The 15,023-nt window shown below is 65.2% G+C and carries 14 protein-coding genes; 11 read left to right on the top strand and 3 right to left on the bottom strand.

Annotation, left to right across the window (positions count from 1 at the left end; all coding sequences use genetic code 11):
• The first annotated feature begins 21 nt into the window (after positions 1 to 21).
• From D0B32_RS10685 to D0B32_RS10635, 10 genes are all read left to right on the top strand, one after another.
• Positions 22 to 1,491: a type II and III secretion system protein family protein gene (locus tag D0B32_RS10685; protein ID WP_117333911.1), complete on the top strand. Its 1,470-nt coding sequence runs from the start codon at positions 22 to 24 to the stop codon at positions 1,489 to 1,491.
• A gap of 174 nt (positions 1,492 to 1,665) precedes the next feature.
• The gene (locus tag D0B32_RS10675; RefSeq protein WP_117333909.1) at positions 1,666 to 2,907 is read left to right on the top strand and encodes a fimbrial protein; all 1,242 of its coding nucleotides are present in this window, start codon (positions 1,666 to 1,668) and stop codon (positions 2,905 to 2,907) included.
• 3 nt (positions 2,908 to 2,910) lie between these two features.
• Positions 2,911 to 4,269 carry a CpaF family protein gene (locus D0B32_RS10670; protein WP_117333908.1) on the top strand — a complete coding sequence of 453 codons (1,359 nt, stop codon included), beginning with the start codon at positions 2,911 to 2,913 and terminating at the stop codon, positions 4,267 to 4,269.
• Positions 4,262 to 5,410: a type II secretion system F family protein gene (locus D0B32_RS10665; protein WP_117333907.1), complete on the top strand. Its 1,149-nt coding sequence runs from the start codon at positions 4,262 to 4,264 to the stop codon at positions 5,408 to 5,410. Before D0B32_RS10670 ends, D0B32_RS10665 begins: the two co-directional genes overlap by 8 nt.
• Positions 5,410 to 6,441: a type II secretion system F family protein gene (locus D0B32_RS10660; RefSeq protein ID WP_117334171.1), complete on the top strand. Its 1,032-nt coding sequence runs from the start codon at positions 5,410 to 5,412 to the stop codon at positions 6,439 to 6,441. The genes D0B32_RS10665 and D0B32_RS10660 overlap by 1 nt, the downstream gene beginning before the upstream one ends.
• A gap of 71 nt (positions 6,442 to 6,512) precedes the next feature.
• A complete protein-coding gene (locus D0B32_RS10655) occupies positions 6,513 to 7,352 on the top strand; it encodes a lipopolysaccharide assembly protein LapB (protein WP_117334170.1) in 840 nt (279 codons plus the stop codon).
• A gap of 17 nt (positions 7,353 to 7,369) precedes the next feature.
• Positions 7,370 to 7,831 (top strand): DUF3613 domain-containing protein, encoded by a 462-nt coding sequence (locus D0B32_RS32900; protein WP_259294953.1) that lies wholly within the window; start codon positions 7,370 to 7,372, stop codon positions 7,829 to 7,831.
• A 1-nt stretch (position 7,832) separates the two neighbouring features.
• Positions 7,833 to 9,680, top strand: coding sequence for a TadG family pilus assembly protein (locus tag D0B32_RS10645; RefSeq protein ID WP_117333906.1), 1,848 nt, complete (start codon positions 7,833 to 7,835; stop codon positions 9,678 to 9,680).
• A 10-nt stretch (positions 9,681 to 9,690) separates the two neighbouring features.
• Positions 9,691 to 11,082, top strand: coding sequence for a sigma 54-interacting transcriptional regulator (locus D0B32_RS10640; protein WP_117333905.1), 1,392 nt, complete (start codon positions 9,691 to 9,693; stop codon positions 11,080 to 11,082).
• A 48-nt stretch (positions 11,083 to 11,130) separates the two neighbouring features.
• A complete protein-coding gene (locus D0B32_RS10635) occupies positions 11,131 to 11,853 on the top strand; it encodes a DUF2968 domain-containing protein (protein ID WP_117333904.1) in 723 nt (240 codons plus the stop codon).
• 299 nt (positions 11,854 to 12,152) lie between these two features.
• On the opposite strand, the gene D0B32_RS10630 is transcribed toward D0B32_RS10635, so the two are convergent.
• Together D0B32_RS10630 and D0B32_RS32505 are read right to left on the bottom strand one after the other, a co-directional pair.
• Positions 12,153 to 13,349 (bottom strand): low temperature requirement protein A, encoded by a 1,197-nt coding sequence (locus D0B32_RS10630; RefSeq protein ID WP_404935547.1) that lies wholly within the window; start codon positions 13,347 to 13,349, stop codon positions 12,153 to 12,155.
• A gap of 354 nt (positions 13,350 to 13,703) precedes the next feature.
• Entirely contained in the window at positions 13,704 to 13,880 is a 177-nt protein-coding gene (locus D0B32_RS32505) for a hypothetical protein (protein WP_181969776.1), read from the bottom strand.
• 295 nt (positions 13,881 to 14,175) lie between these two features.
• Between D0B32_RS32505 and D0B32_RS10620 the strand changes: the two genes are divergently transcribed.
• The gene (locus D0B32_RS10620) at positions 14,176 to 14,409 is read left to right on the top strand and encodes a hypothetical protein (RefSeq protein WP_117333901.1); all 234 of its coding nucleotides are present in this window, start codon (positions 14,176 to 14,178) and stop codon (positions 14,407 to 14,409) included.
• Between the two features lie 48 nt (positions 14,410 to 14,457).
• Here the strand turns inward: D0B32_RS10620 and hfq are convergent, their stop codons facing one another.
• Complete coding sequence (gene hfq / locus D0B32_RS10615; protein ID WP_117333900.1) at positions 14,458 to 14,937, bottom strand: RNA chaperone Hfq; 480 nt, start codon at positions 14,935 to 14,937, stop codon at positions 14,458 to 14,460.
• Positions 14,938 to 15,023: the final 86 nt, after the last annotated feature.

The raw sequence follows: 15,023 nt of genomic DNA, 5'->3' as shown, positions 1-15,023 counted from the left end.
CGGTCGATGCGCCCACACAATATGAAAAAACGGATTATCGGATGCGGTTTCGCAGCCTGGCTGTGCCTGGCAACGCTCGTGGTCGCGCCGGCCAGCGACGCAGCGGATGCCCCGCAGGCAGTCAACATCACGGTCGGCTCGCAACAGTCGCTCGCGAGTGGCCATACCTTGACGCGGATCGCCGTGGGCGATCCGTCAGTCGCGGACGTGCTCATCATTCGCGGCGACAAGCATGGCGGCGTGCTGCTGATCGGCAAGTCACCGGGCACCACGAACGTGATGGTGTGGGCACGTGATCGCGACGCGCCGCTCTCCTACACGGTGAACGTGGGGACCGCGGCCTCGCGTGCGTTGCTGGGGCCGGGCACCCCTTCGGTGCAGACGATGGGCGACACGGCGCTGATTTCCGGCTCGGCGGTGAACATGGAGCAGCATCAGCGCGCCGTGGATGTCGCCGAAGGTGAGGCCCGTGCGCACAGTGCGGCGGGACAGGACAACGGTGCGGGTGCCGGCAGCGGCACGGGCGCGGCGAGCAGTAGTCATGGCGGCGCAGGCGCGGCGGGTTCAACTGGTTCAGCGGGTTCGGGTAATGCGGCAGGCACGACGGGCCTCGTCGTGGATGCCTCCACGGTCGCGACGCGCTCCGTGGTGCAGGTGGATGTGCGGGTAGTCGAGTTCAGCCGTTCGGTGTTGAAAGAGGTCGGGCTGAATCTGCTCAAGCAGAACAACGGCTTCACCTTCGGCTCGTTCGCGCCGGCCTCGCTGAGCTCGGCGACCTTCGGTGCGAACCCGTCGTTCACCTCGACCTCGCCGATTTCGTCCGCGTTCAACCTGGTGTTCAACTCGGTCACGCACGGCATCAGCGCGAATCTGAGCCTGATGGAGAGCAACAACCTCGCACGCGTGCTGGCCGAGCCGACACTCGTGGCGTTGTCCGGCCAGACCGCAAGCTTCCTGGCCGGTGGCGAAATTCCGGTGCCGGTGCCGCAGGGTCTCGGCACGACCTCGATTGAATTCAAGCCGTATGGGGTGGGCCTGACCTTGACGCCGACCGTGCTGAGTCCCGAACGGATCGCCCTGAAAGTGGCGCCGGAAGCGAGCGAACTCGACTTCACCAACGCGGTGACGATCAACGGCGTCTCCGTGCCGGCCATTACGACGCGCCGCGCGGACACGACGGTTGAACTGGGTGACGGCGAAAGCTTCGTGATTGGCGGCCTGATCGATCGCGAAACCATTTCGAACGTGTCGAAGGTGCCGGTGCTCGGCGACCTGCCGATTATCGGCGCGTTCTTCAAGAACCTGAGCTACTCGCAGAACGACAAGGAGCTGGTGATCATCGTGACGCCGCATCTGGTGTCGCCGATCGCGAAGGGCGCGGCGCTGCCGTCGACGCCGGGTGAACTCTCGGAGCAGCGTGACGGGCCGGTGTGGCGTTCGCTGCTGGGTGGTGTGATGGCGCCGGATGCGGCGCCGGGATTTTCAAAATGAACCTCGACCTGTTCACGATTTCGCCGCTGTGGTGTCGCGCATGCCGCGCACCGGCACCGGCGCATCGTGAGGAGGACGAACAGGGCAGGCAGAACGGTGCGCGCAGGCGCGCCGCCAGCAGTGCGCAACACAAATCGACGGGCCGGCAGTCGTGGCCGTCAAAGGATGTCCATCATGAACGCGAGAACGCAATCGTTGACTGAACGCGCGATCACCGATCACTTCGTGTTCGCGTCGCTCGCCGACGAGCACGTGCACTGGTTGGCCGATACACTGATCGGAGTAGGGGCGCTCGAGCCGGTCTCGCTCGATCCGACCATGCTCACGCAGCGCATTGCGGCGCTCAATCCGTCGCTGGTCTTCGTCGACTTCTCCGGTGGCCGTGCGGCCGCTGCGAGCGCCGCCGCCGCGGCCGCACGCGCCGCTTATCCGGGCCTGCAGATCGTCGCGGTCGGCAGCGTGGGCGAGCCGGAAAGCGCGCTCGCCGCGCTGCGGGCCGGCGTGCGTGACTTCATCGATCTGGCCGCGCCGGCGGACGACGCCCTGCGCATCACGCGTCAGGTGATCGACAATCTCGTCGAGCCGGTCAGCCGGCATGGCAAGGTCACCGTGCTGCTGGGCGCGCGGGTCGGCATGGGGGTGAGCACGCTTGCCGCCAACCTGTCGGCCATGCTGCACCGGCGCGACGCGTCGCAAGGCAGGCGCAGCCTGCTGTTCGATCTCGGCTTGCCGGCCGGCGACGGCTCGCTGCTGCTCAACACCCGCAGTGAATTCAACTTCGTCGAAGCGGTGCGCAATCTGCGCCGCTTCGATCAGACCTTCGTGCATACCGCGCTGTCGCGTCATGCGAGCGGCCTCGCGCTGAGCAGCCTGCCGCCGAATCTCGCCGACATGCGCGAGGTCTCGTACTCCAGTTCGGTGAGCCTGCTGAACCGTCTGCGTGCGTTTTTCGACCAGCAGATCATCGACCTCGGCGGCTTCAGCAACAGTGAGTTCATCGCGCACGTGGCGCGCTCCGCTGACGAAACCTGGCTGCTGTGCGATCAGGGCGTGGCCTCGATCGTCTCGGCGGTGGGCGTGCTGGACGGCCTGCGTGAAGAGGGCGTGGACACCGCCAGCGTCGGTCTGATCGTCAACAAGTTCGAACCGGATCTTGGTCTCACCGCCGCGCAGATCGCGCAGCGTCTGGATATCCCGCTGCTCGCCACCTTGCCGGAGCGGCGCGTGCCCTTGGGACAGGCAGTCAATCAGGGACAGTTGTTGAGCGACACGGCGCCGCGCGACCCCTATGTACGCGCGCTCGAGCCGCTCGTCGAAAAGCTGGGTGGCGCGGCTGGCGCAGCAGCGCACGCGCACGGCAAGTCGGCGCTCAGTGCGCTCAAGCGCTTCATTCCAACCCCCACCAAGCGGTCATAGACGATGGCTAAAGACATCGAATTCGCCGACGACGCACCTGCGTTCGCGCATAGCCAGCAGTTCCAGGACATCAAGAACGCGGCGCACGAACATCTGCTCACGCGCATCGAGGAACTCGGCGCGGAGTTCGGCCGCTGGTCGCGTAACGCGATCAATCAGTTCGTCGATCTGGAGATGGACAGCTTCGTGAGGCTGCGCCGCATTCCGATCAACGAGAGCGAAGTGCGTCTGATTGCCGAGGCGCTCACCAAGGAGCTGGCGGGCTTCGGTCCGATCGAAGACCTGCTCAACGACGCGGCGGTCGAAGACATCCTGATCAACGGCTACAACGACGTGTACGTGTCGCGTCACGGCATGCTCACCAAGATTCCGGTGCGCTTTGCCGACAACGCGCATCTGCTGCGGATCGTGCGGCGCATTCTCGCGCCAATCGGGCGACGCCTCGACGAGTCGAACCCGATGGTCGATGCGCGTCTGCCGAACGGCGGGCGCGTGAACGTGGTGATCGAGCCGCTCTCCATCGACGGGCCGATCGTCTCGATCCGCAAGTTCCGCAAGGACCCGCTGCGCCCCGACGATCTGCTCGCCAACGGCACCTACAGCCCGGAAATCGGCGCGCTGCTGGAAGCGGCGGTGGCGGCGCGCTGCAACGTGCTGGTGTCGGGCGGCACGAGTTCGGGCAAAACCTCGTTGCTGAATGCGCTGGCGTTTCACATTCCCGAACCGGAACGGGTGGTGACGATCGAGGACACCGCCGAACTCTCGCTGAATCACCCGCATGTGGTGCGGCTCGAAAGCCGTCCCGGCGGCTTCGACGGCGCCGGTGTCGTGACCATTCGCGACCTGTTGCGCAACACGCTGCGGATGCGCCCGGACCGCATCATCGTCGGCGAAGTGCGCGGCGGTGAAGTGCTGGAAATGCTGCAGGCCATGAACACGGGCCACGACGGTTCGATGGGTACCGTGCACGCCAGTTCGCCGCGCGAATGTCTGTACCGGCTCGAAATGCTGGCGGGCTTCGCGGGCTTCCAGGGCACCGAGTCGAGCCTGCGCCGGCAGATCGCCAACGCGATCGACTTCATCGTGCAGATTGGGCGGCTGTCGAATGGACGGCGGCGCATTCTGTCCATCACCGAAGTCACGGGTCTCGCCGACAACATCATCGCGACCCAGGAGCTGTATCGCTACGAGCCCGTGACCACTCAGGACGGCGAAGAACTCGACCAGTGGACCTCGCTCGGCATCCATCCGCATTCGCCGAAGCTCGCGCGCTTCCGTCAGGCGCTCGGCGGCGTGCCGGACGTGCACGGCCGGTTCAGCGGCATTGGCGGCGGCGGGTTCGATGGAGGCTTCAATGTCTAGCTTCGTGCTGATCTTTGCGGCGCTCGCGCTGCTGTGTGCGGCCGGTGCGTTGCTGATCCTGCAACGCGGCGCGCAACGCAAGGAACAGGCGAGCACCGCGCGTTTCATCGACAGCCGCATGGCACCGGCCGTGGCCGCGGGTCTCGACGGCGCGCGCGGAGCGTTTGGCGGCAATGCGGCGGCTCATGGGGGAGGCCACACGGCGGCGCGCACGGCGGGTCTCGCCTTTGGCGGAGCCGCTGGCGGCAGTGGCGCAGCAGGTGGGGCCGCCGGCAACGCAGCGGGCGGCACACGTCAGACCGCCGGCGCGCGTGCGCCTGCCGCGCAGTTGCAAACCTCCGTGCAGGCGCCGCAAGCGGGCGCCAGCTGGCGCGAGCTGGCCCGCTATCAGGTAGCACGCTGCTTCCTCGCGCTCGATCACATCATGAACCGCGCGGGCATCACCAACGCGCGCACGCTGGTCGCCATCGCAGGCGGCTTCACGGCCGTGCTGTGCCTGTGGGCGGGCCGCGAGGGTGGCTGGCCGGCGGCGGGCGTGACGCTGCTGGCGTGCGCCTGCACGGTCTACTTCGTGCTGTCCACCCGCACCAACAAGCGCCGCATGATGATCGTGCGGCAATTGCCTTCGTTTCTGGACGGCATCGTGCGGCTGATCGTGCTCGGCAATAGCGTGCCGGCAGCATTCCAGGGCGCCTTGCAGACCACCGAAGCCCCGCTGCGCACCTGCCTCGATCAGGTGTCCCGACTGTTGCGCAGCGGCGTCGAAATCGACCGCGCGCTGTCGCAGGCCGCCATGCTGTATGGCGCCAACGAACTCGAACTGGTGGGCGCGGTGTTGCGCCTGTCGGTCAAGTACGGCGGCCGCGCCGATGTGATGCTCGACCGCATGTCCACCTTCATGCGCGATCTCGAACAGGCCGAGCGTGAGCTGTCCGCGATGTCCGCGGAGACGCGCATGTCGGCAGTGGTGCTGGCCCTGTTGCCGGTGGGCATAGGCGGCTTTCTGATCCTGACGAATCCGCGTTATTTCGGCGCGATGTGGTTCGATCCGAACGGGCGCAAGCTGGTCTATCTGGCTTTCGCATTGCAACTGGTTGGCGCCTGGCTGCTGCATCGCCTGACGCGCCTGAAGAGGTCATGATGGACGCGAACCAGATAGCCGCCATTGCGCTCGCTGTCGCCGCACTGGCGTTGCTGTTGATTGCCGGGCTCGTGCTGGCGAGAATCGCCGCCTCGCGGCGCAGCGAACGCACGCTCGTGCATGCGCTGGATCAACGGGCGCAGCAAAGCGCGGCGCGTGTCGCCGCAAATGCGGCAGCCGGCAAGGACGGTGCGACGAAGCCCGCCAACAACGCAGCGAACAGCGGCGCCGATGGCAAGACCGGGCCGCGCAAGGGCTTCAAGGGACTGCTGGACAGTCTCGCGCTGGCCGGCATCCGCTGGCTCGACACGCCGCTCGGCCGCAAGATGGTGGCCGATGAGGACCGGCGCTTTCTCGAACAGTGCGGCTTCATCGACACGCGCACCCGTGGGCTCTTCCTGATGACGCGCATCGCCGGCGCGATCGTTCTGCCGCTGATCGCCAGCGTGCTGGCGAGCGGCCATCTCGAGAACCGGCGCTATCTCGCGCTGGTGGTCGGCATGGTAATCGTCGGCTTTCTCGCTCCGAAAATCTACATCCAGCGCCGCGCGTCCAACCGCCGGCTCGGGGTGGTCGACGAACTGCCGATGCTGGTCGACCTGCTGCGTCTGTTGCAGGGCGTGGGGCTCTCGCTCGATCAAAGCCTGCAGGTGATGGTCAGCGATTTCAAAGGCGTGCTGCCCATCCTCTCCGGCGAACTCGAAATCGCCCAGCGCCAATTCGCGGCAGGCCGCACGCGCGAGCAGTCGTTGCAGCGGCTCGCGTCGAGTTACGACAACGAAGACATGCGCGCGGTCGTGCGTCTGCTGATCCAGGTGGACCGGCACGGCGGCGCAGTGCAGGAACCGCTCAAGCAGTTCGGCGAACGGCTGCGCGAAACGCGCCGCGCCATGTTGCGCGACCGCATCGGCCGCATGTCCGTGAAGATGACGGGCGTGATGATCATGACGTTGCTGCCCGCGCTGATGATCGTCACGGCCGGCCCCGGCGTGCTGGCGGTGACGCATTCGCTGAAGTCCATGAAACGGTAGGTATGGCCATGACGTACGACGTATTTTTTCAACCGCCTGCGTTGCGCACTGCGCGCCCCGCCGTGCGCACCATGCAACGCGCCGGGGTGCTGCTGATGCTGGCCACGCTGGGCGCCTGTGCGATGCCGTCGGGCTATGGCGTCGGTGCACAGGCGGAACGTGCCGCGGAGATTCAGCAGGCCACGCGTGACCCGGCGCCGGACGCGCCCGGCACTTACCTGGACCTGATCAACCGCATGCAGGCGCAAGGGCTGTATTACGCGTCGCTCGCGCATATCGACGCCTACGAGAAACAGTACGGTGTGACGCCGGACACCATCGTGCTGCGCGCCGACGCGTTGCGGATGACGCAGCAACCGGCGGCCGCGGCGCAGAGTTATACGAAGCTGCTGCAAACGCCGCTGGCTGCACGCGGTCATCGTGGCCTCGGTTTGATCGCGGGCGCTGCGGGTGACTTTGCGCGCGCCGCCGACGAGTTGCAGCAGGCTGCGCAACTCGCGCCGACCGACGCGCTCACGCTGTCCGATCTCGGCTACGCGCGCCTGCGCGAGGGCAACATAGCCGGTGCCCGCGTGCCGTTGATGAAGGCGGCGGAGCTCGATCAAAGCAATCCGAAGATCATCAGCAATATCGCGCTTTACCTGCTCGCGAGCGGCGAAGAGAAACCCGCTGCGGCGTTGATGGAGCAGCAGAAGTTCACGCCCGATGTGCGGGCCGCGATTCGCGGCGATGCGCACAAGGTCACGGTGGCGGGGCACACGTATCAACACGCAGCGCAGATGCAGCAGCTTCAGCAGAGTCAGCAGAGTCAGCAAGACCCACGCGCTGCGCCGCCGATGGCCGCGCCGGTGGCGATGAGCGGCCAGACGTTCGATGCGGCGCCGCGTCTGTTGCAACGGTTCGCACAATAAAAAGTTTGGGGGGAAAGATGAACAAGATCAATGACGATGCGCGTGGTGAGTCCACTGCGGCCTCTGCGGCCGCGGTGGTCATTCAGCACGCCGCCGCGCGGTGCGTGGCGGTGAACGGGAAGGCGAGGGCGAAGGCACGTACAACACAAGCGTCGCAGCAGGCGCGTGTGCTGCGCGCGTTGACCGCGCTGCTGATGCTGACGTCGCTCGGCTGCGCGGCGCCGTGCTGGGCGCAGGGCGATGCCGGTGAGGCGAGCGCGCCGCCGAGCGAAGTGGACCACGCGACAAATGCGTGGCTCGCGCTCCAGCGCAGCAACACCGCCGCCGCGCCCGCGCAACCGATGCTCGGCGCGGAAGCCGGACTCGCATATCAACGCTATCTGACGTCGTTCACGTCGAAGATTCCGGAATCGTACGGCTCCATGATGGGTCAGGGCGGCAGCGGCGGCTCGCCGTCGGGCGGACTGCCGCAGAACTGATATGCCGAGACGCTTCCCATCTTTCGTGCGCACGCAACGGTCTGGCGAATCGCCGGCCGCGCTGCACGTTCGCCGTGATAGCGAGCGCATGGCAAGGGTGCGCGCGGTGACGCGGCGTCGTCAGCGTGGCTCGACGCTGCTGGTGGCGGCCCTGTGCCTCGCCATCGCGCTCGCCGCGCTGGGTGCGATCGACGTCGGCAACTTTTATTTCATGCGCCGCGATCTGCAACGCACGGCCGATCTGGCCGCTGCCGCAGGCGCGCAAACCATTGGCAGCGCGACCAGCACGGCGGGCGATTGCGCCGCGGCCACCGCCTCCGCGCAGCAGAATGCGCAGACCGGCAACAACATGCCGAACGCCACCGTCACGGTGGTGTGTGGACGCTGGGATCCGTCCGTCAACGCAGGGCAATCGTATTTCGCACTCACGGGCACGCCGATGAATGCGGTGCAGGTAACGGTCCAGCAGACCGTGCCGTACTTCTTCATGGGACCGGCGCGCACGCTGCAGGCCACTGCCACCGCACAGAGCACCAACGTCCGTTCGTTCTCCGTAACGACGGCGGTAGCGAGTCTCTCGGGCGGCTTGCTCAACGGACTGCTGAATGGCCTGCTGGGCGGCAATCTGAATCTGAGCGTGGCCTCGTATCAGGGGCTCGCTTCGGCGCAGATTAAACTGGGCGATCTGGCGACCGCGCTGGGCGTGGGTTCGATGAGCCAGTTGCTCAATACCCAGGTCACGCTGGCGCAACTGGTCAGGGCGATGGCAACGGCGGTCAGTCAGAGCACGACCGCGAGCGCGACCGTCATCACGGATTTGGGAACGATTGCCGCGTCGATTCCGGGTGGGCAGCAGATTGCCTTGGGCAACAGCGCAGGCACCAACGGATTACTTGCCGTGGCGCTGGGTGATCCGCAGGCGGCGGCGACCGCAACGGTGAACGTGCTCGACGCGTTGATGGTGGCCGCCGAGATCGGCAACGGACAGTCCGCGATCAATCTGGGCACGGCGCTGAATCTCGGCGCTCTGGCGAACGTCACGGCGCAGGCGCGGTTGCTCGAGCCGCCGGTGATCGCGGTGGGCGAGGCGGGTTTCAACGCGGACGGCACGCCACGTACCAGCGCACATTCGGCGGCGGTGCGGCTCTATCTCAACGTTCAGTTGCTCAATGTGAATCTCCTCGGCATTGTGCAGATGAGCGCGTTGAATCTGCCCGTTTCGATCGATGTGGCGTCAGGCACGGCAGGCTTGCAGAGCACGCAATGCACGACATCGAAGGCGGCCAGTCAGAGCGTGATCTCGGCACAGGCGGGTGTTGCATCGCTCTGTGTCGGCATGGACGCCGCCAGCAATCTGACCAACTATAAAACATTGATGGCCTGCAATACGCCCGTGCCGGTGACGAGTCTGACCGTGTTAGGGGTGGACGCGCTTAGCCTGTATGTGGGTAACCCCACTGCCAAGCCTACGCCGACCGGGCTGCTCCTGAATCTCCAGCAGGCCCAGCCGGCGACGATGACGTTCAACGGCATTGTGGGTGATAGTGACGACTACCAATCCACCAACACCAATGCCCTGGGTTCGGCCACCAGCGGCGTGCTGACCCAGGTTGTCTCGGCACTGTCCAGTTCCGTCTACGCGGTGTTTGCGGGCGTTCCGTTGACAAATGGTCTCGTCTACAACGCGGTAGTGGGGCTGCTCAACGCTCTGGTCAATCTGCTCACGCCCATCCTCAACTCGCTCGACGCGTTGCTGGTTCCTTTACTCCAACTGCTGGGTGTCCAGATCGGTGTCGTGACAGTTCACGATCTCGGACTGACCTGCGGTCAGGCACAACTGGTTTACTGATTCTTTGCCCATGAGAACCACCGCCAAAATCGACGAACTCGATATCTACGTCTGGGAAGGCAAGGCCGACATCGTCGACCGGGTCGCCCGCTGCATGGCGAGCTTCGATGTCGAGGTGATCCGCGCGGACGACATCGCGATCTCGCCCGAACGGACCGCCGCGCGGCCGGCGCTCGCCATCATCAGCGTGTCGGTGATCGACAGCGGCGCGCTGATCCTGCGCGACTGGCAGGCCGCTCACGGCATGCCGGTGGTGTGGGTGGGCGCGGCGCCCCGCGATCACGATCCGACGATGTACCCGTCCGAGTATTCGCACGTCCTGCCGCTCGATTTCACCTGTGCCGAACTGCGCGGCATGGTCACCAAGCTGGTGTTGCAGATGCGCGCGCACAGCGCCAGGACGCTCGAGTCGAGCGCGCTGGTGGCGAACTCGGAATGCATGCAGGCGCTGCTGCACGAAGTGGACACCTTCGCCGACTGCGACACGCCGGTGCTGGTGCACGGCGAGACCGGCGTCGGCAAGGAACGCATCGCCCAACTGCTGCATGAAAAGCACCGCCGCTACGGGCAGGGCCCGTTCGTGCCGGTGAACTGCGGCGCGATTCCGGATGGTCTGTTCGAGTCGCTCTTCTTCGGCCACTCGAAGGGCTCGTTCACGGGCGCAGTGGTGGCCCACAAAGGCTATTTCGAGCAGGCCGACGGCGGCACGCTGTTCCTCGATGAAATCGGCGATCTGCCGCTTTACCAGCAGGTCAAGCTGCTGCGCGTGCTGGAGGACAGTGCGGTCACGCGGATCGGCTCGGCCACGCCGGTGAAGCTCGATTTCCGGCTGGTGGCGGCGAGTCACAAGCATCTGCCGCAACTCGTCAAGGACGGCACGTTTCGCGCCGACCTGTTCTACCGGCTGGCCGTGATCGAACTTAAAATTCCGTCGCTGGAGGAGCGCGGCGCGGTCGACAAGATCGCCATCTTCAAGTCGTTCATTGCGTCGGTGGTGGGCGCGGAACGGCTCGATGCGTTGCCGGACCTGCCGTACTGGCTGGCCGACGCGGTGGCCGACACGTATTTCCCCGGCAACGTGCGCGAACTGCGCAACCTGGCGGAGCGGATCGGCGTGACGGTGCGCCAGGTCGGCGCCTGGGATGCCGCGCGTCTGCAGCGGTTGTTGGCGCAGGCGCGCAGCAACCAGCCGGTGCCCGCCGAGAGCGCCGCGGAAGTGCTGGTGGATCGCAGCAAATGGGATATGAACGAGCGCAACCGCGTGCTGGCGGCGCTCGACGCGAATGGTTGGCGCCGCCAGGATACGGCGGGAACGCTGGGGATTAGCCGCAAAGTCTTATGGGAGAAAATGCGCAAGTATCAAATTTTCGACGAAGAGCCCGAGAGCCGCGAAACTGAGTAATAATGAGACGTTTTGCAATAAAACAAAAACTGTTCGAGCAGGAATTACATGGACCATAAGTCGAAACTTCGGCAGATCGCCTTAGGCGCTCTGGTCGCGTTGGGGGCAGCGCAGGGTGTCTTCGCTCAGGCTTTGCCGAACAGCGCAGCAAGTGCTGCCGTCGTACCCCAGGATGCAACCACGAGCGCATTGCCCGCCACGACTCCGGCCGAGTCGGGGCAGACCACTGCGTTGACGCCTGATGAAGCAAAGCAATCCGCCGCCGGTAACGTGGCGGAATTGCAGCAGTTGATCCGCGGTACGGATCTGACAGAACTGCGCACCACCTACAACGGTAGCTACGGTGCGAGCCTGCTCTATAACGCGAAAGAGATGACGTACTACGTCGCGTTGTTCCAGCAGAAAACCTTCTGGCGCGTCATCAAGACCGATGACGACACGCGCGCGGAACTCATCTACAAGGACTTCGTGCGGCAAACGGTGCAGTTGTCCGAGGTGGAAATCCGCCGCATCCGCCTGGCGGCACAGAAGGCTTTCACGGAGCGGATGATCGCGTTGTCGCAGGACCGCGCCAACCGTCTGCAGGCAGACCTCGAAGTGGCGCATCAGCAACAGACGCTGGTCAACAGCCAGCAGCAACAGACCCAGGCGGAAGCCACCGCGCTTGCGCAGCAGAAGGCGCAGGCCCAGAGCGAGTTGCGCGCGGCGCAGAAGCAGGTGCAGGATCTGCAGCGTCAGCTCGATTCGGGTTTGCCTACTATGGCGCGCTGAAGCAGGTAACCGGCCGGAAGCTGATTGCCTGGCCCGACCGCTGTCACGAAACATGTGGCAGTCAGATGGACAAAAAACCTCGTACGGGACGCCGCACGAGGTTTTTTCTTTTGGGTGATTCTTTTAAGCGAAAGCGGGAAAAAATCGAATAGAAATGCGCAAGGAAACGGCATGAGACTGGCAGGAAATGAGGTGGAAATTCGAGTAAAAAGCCGGTTGTAAAAGCAGGTTAAAGGGGGGGGCGAAGTCCAACCGCAAACCCGCAGAGCCAAAACCAAACCCGTGTCCGGCCCTTCAGGCTATTCCGCGCTGACCGCCTCCACACCGCGCGCCGAACTGCGGCGCGAGATGCTCTCCCACGCAGCCACGACGATCATCACGGCGGTCGTCAGACCGCCCGTCATCAGCAAGTCGGTGTGGAACGCAAACGGCACGACGAGCGCGAGCAGCGCCAGCCCTATCCAGTGCGACAACGGGAACGAGCCGTACACCACGCGCTTGTATAGCCCGTTGCCCACCACGTAGATGGCCGGACCGCCGAGCAGCAGCCACGCCGTCGATCCGCTGATGTGCTCGGGTGGATGCAGGATGACGAGGTCATCCGCCGCCGCCGACACGATCACGCCCGCAATCAGCACCACGTGCACGTAATGAAAGTACGCTGCCATCTGGCCAGGCTCGCTCGCGCGCGAGATGGCGTGGCTGCCGGCGCTGCTGCTGGTATCGAAGTAGACCCACCACATCGCCACGCTGCCCGCGAAGCACACCAGAAACGCGATGATGGCCGGCGCGCTCCATGCCGCCAGGTCCGACAGCGTGCCGCCCGTGACCAGCACCGATTCGCCGAGCGCGAGGATCACGAAGGCCTGGCAGCGTTCGGCGATGTGGCCGCCCTCCGTGGTGCGCCAGTCTGCGGCGCTGGAGCGGCCGAGTATGGGCAGCGGGAAGCCGAACATCGGCGACACGTATTCGCACAGCACGGCCACCGCCCAGCACGCAAAGCGCGGTGTACCGTCGAGCAGACCGCCGGCGATCCACGCAATGCCTGAGATGACGAGCCACCCGCAGATGCGCCGGAAGTTCGCGGTAAGCGCGTGACGCGAGCCGAGAAAGCCCAGCACCACGAGACTGCGGCCCACCTGGATCGCCACGTAACTGATCGCGAACACGAGGCCGCGTTCGCCCCACGCCAGTGGCAGACTGGCGGCCATCACCATGCCGATCAGCATCACCGCAAACAGCAGCAGGCGCACCTGGATGCGCTCCGGGTCGAACCAGTTGGTGACCCAGCAGGTGTACTGCCAGCCCAGCCACACCGCGAACCAGAGGATCAGGGTTTGCAGCGCGCTCACCGCGCTCAGGTCGTGGACGAGGCGATGTGAAAGCTGCGTGACGGCAAACGCGTAGATCAGGTCGAAAAACAGTTCGACATACGTAACACGCGCTTCGTGGCCATCGCGCTCGCGCAGGAAGCGGGCAGGGCTAGTGGTCTCAATGGACATGCTGTCGTTCCTTCTGCGGGAGCGGGCAGTGTGGGCGCGCGGTTTTGCTTTCGCGCGCTGTTGGGTGGCTGGGTCGTTGCCTGGTTGCGCCGCCGTGTTCGCGCTACTGCGCGGCTGTGTAGCGGTCGTATTGCGGCTTTATCGCGGCTGATCGCGACCGCACGGCGACCGCACGGCGACCACATAGCGACCGCACGACGCGCACACCACGAACAATGGGCAGCAAATGGCGAGCGCCTGGCCACCCAGCAGTCCACGCCAATGCGTGCGTGGCATGCCGCTGCGCTAACCCATGCCCGGTGCTTGCCTCACCGTTTGCGCATACCTGCCGGATCGCAAATAAAAACGCTACTTCTTCTCTTTAGCTGGCGCGTGTGGGCGGGTCTTCGCGGGAGCGGACCTGCGTGGTTCGTCAGCGTCGATGGCGATGGGATCGCTGGCCGGGAAGGTTTCGTCGAGCGCCTCGTCGAGGCGATCGTCCGCCGTTTCAACGGGTTCCGGCGCGTGAGGCTTCGGCTTGGACATGTCGTACTCCGCAGAGGTAGCGAGCTTTGAGCATAGCGCAAAGCGGCGTGCATCGGCCACCTGGCCGGTTGGCCATTGCGTGGCATCGGGCCTTTCCGTAACGAAACGCGCCGGCCACGCATCACGTGATGCGACCGTGACGAGGGCCACGCGCGCCCAGCCCCATGTTTGCATCGCAGGCGAGCCACACCCGCTACAGGTCGTCAAACCTTGCTTCAAATTGCAACTGGGTTATTTCGTCTTGGGTGTGTCGCGGGACGGAGCCCGAGCGGCACATTGACGGGGTAGCGCACACATGAATGCAGACAGGCGAAAGCCGGCACAGCGCTTTAACGCTTTACATGTCGTGGAGGCGGAACTGGAACACCTGGAGTGGGCGACGCGGCAGCCCGTGGTGCAGATGTTCGACGCGGGCTACTGGCGGCGTCGCGTGCTGGCGGTCAAGTGTGGCTTTGAACTGACCCACCAGCAACGCTTGCGTATCGAACAGATCCTGCTGCGGCTGAACAAGACGGAGGCGGCAGACTAGGCCGCCCAGGACGGAGGCAGCAGACGAGGCTACCGCGGCCAGGTGAACCTATTCGTGGCTGCCGTTGTTGCCGCCGCCGTCGCCACCGCCCGTGCCGAACAGCCGGCGGCGGCGCGTGACGACCACCGGGCCGTCCGCCGGACGATCCGACGGCGCGCGCTCGGACGGACTGCGCTCGGAGGGTGACTGCGCGCCGTACGACTCGCGCGGTTCACGGGGTTCCCGCGGTTCGCGATGTTCACGCGGCTCGCGCGAGCCATGCGGTCCACGCGTGGTGTGCTCGCCGTGCGAAGGACGGCCGGCACGAGGCGCCGGACGGGTTCCGGTGTCGAGCTGGATGGTCGAGATGGCGCGCTTGTAGATGCCTTGCAAGCCGACCGGCGTGCGCAGCATCACCAGATACTGATCGAACGACTCGATGCAGCCCGTCAGGCGAATGCCGTTGACGAGATAGATCTCGACGCGCTTTCTTTCCTTGCGCGCTGCGTTCATGAAGTCGTTTTGCGGATGCGATTCTGCGGATGGCATGGACAAGTCAGGTAAGAAGGACAGTTGCTCGACGCGATTCTACCCTTTTCAGAGAAGCAAGCGGGTCAGGCGTTCCGTCCACTATA

It is taken from the genome of Paraburkholderia sp. DHOC27, from assembly GCF_003429005.1.
Lineage (GTDB): Bacteria > Pseudomonadota > Gammaproteobacteria > Burkholderiales > Burkholderiaceae > Paraburkholderia.
The sequence above is the reverse complement of the archived record's forward strand: the minus strand, read 5'-3'. Positions and strand labels throughout refer to the sequence as shown.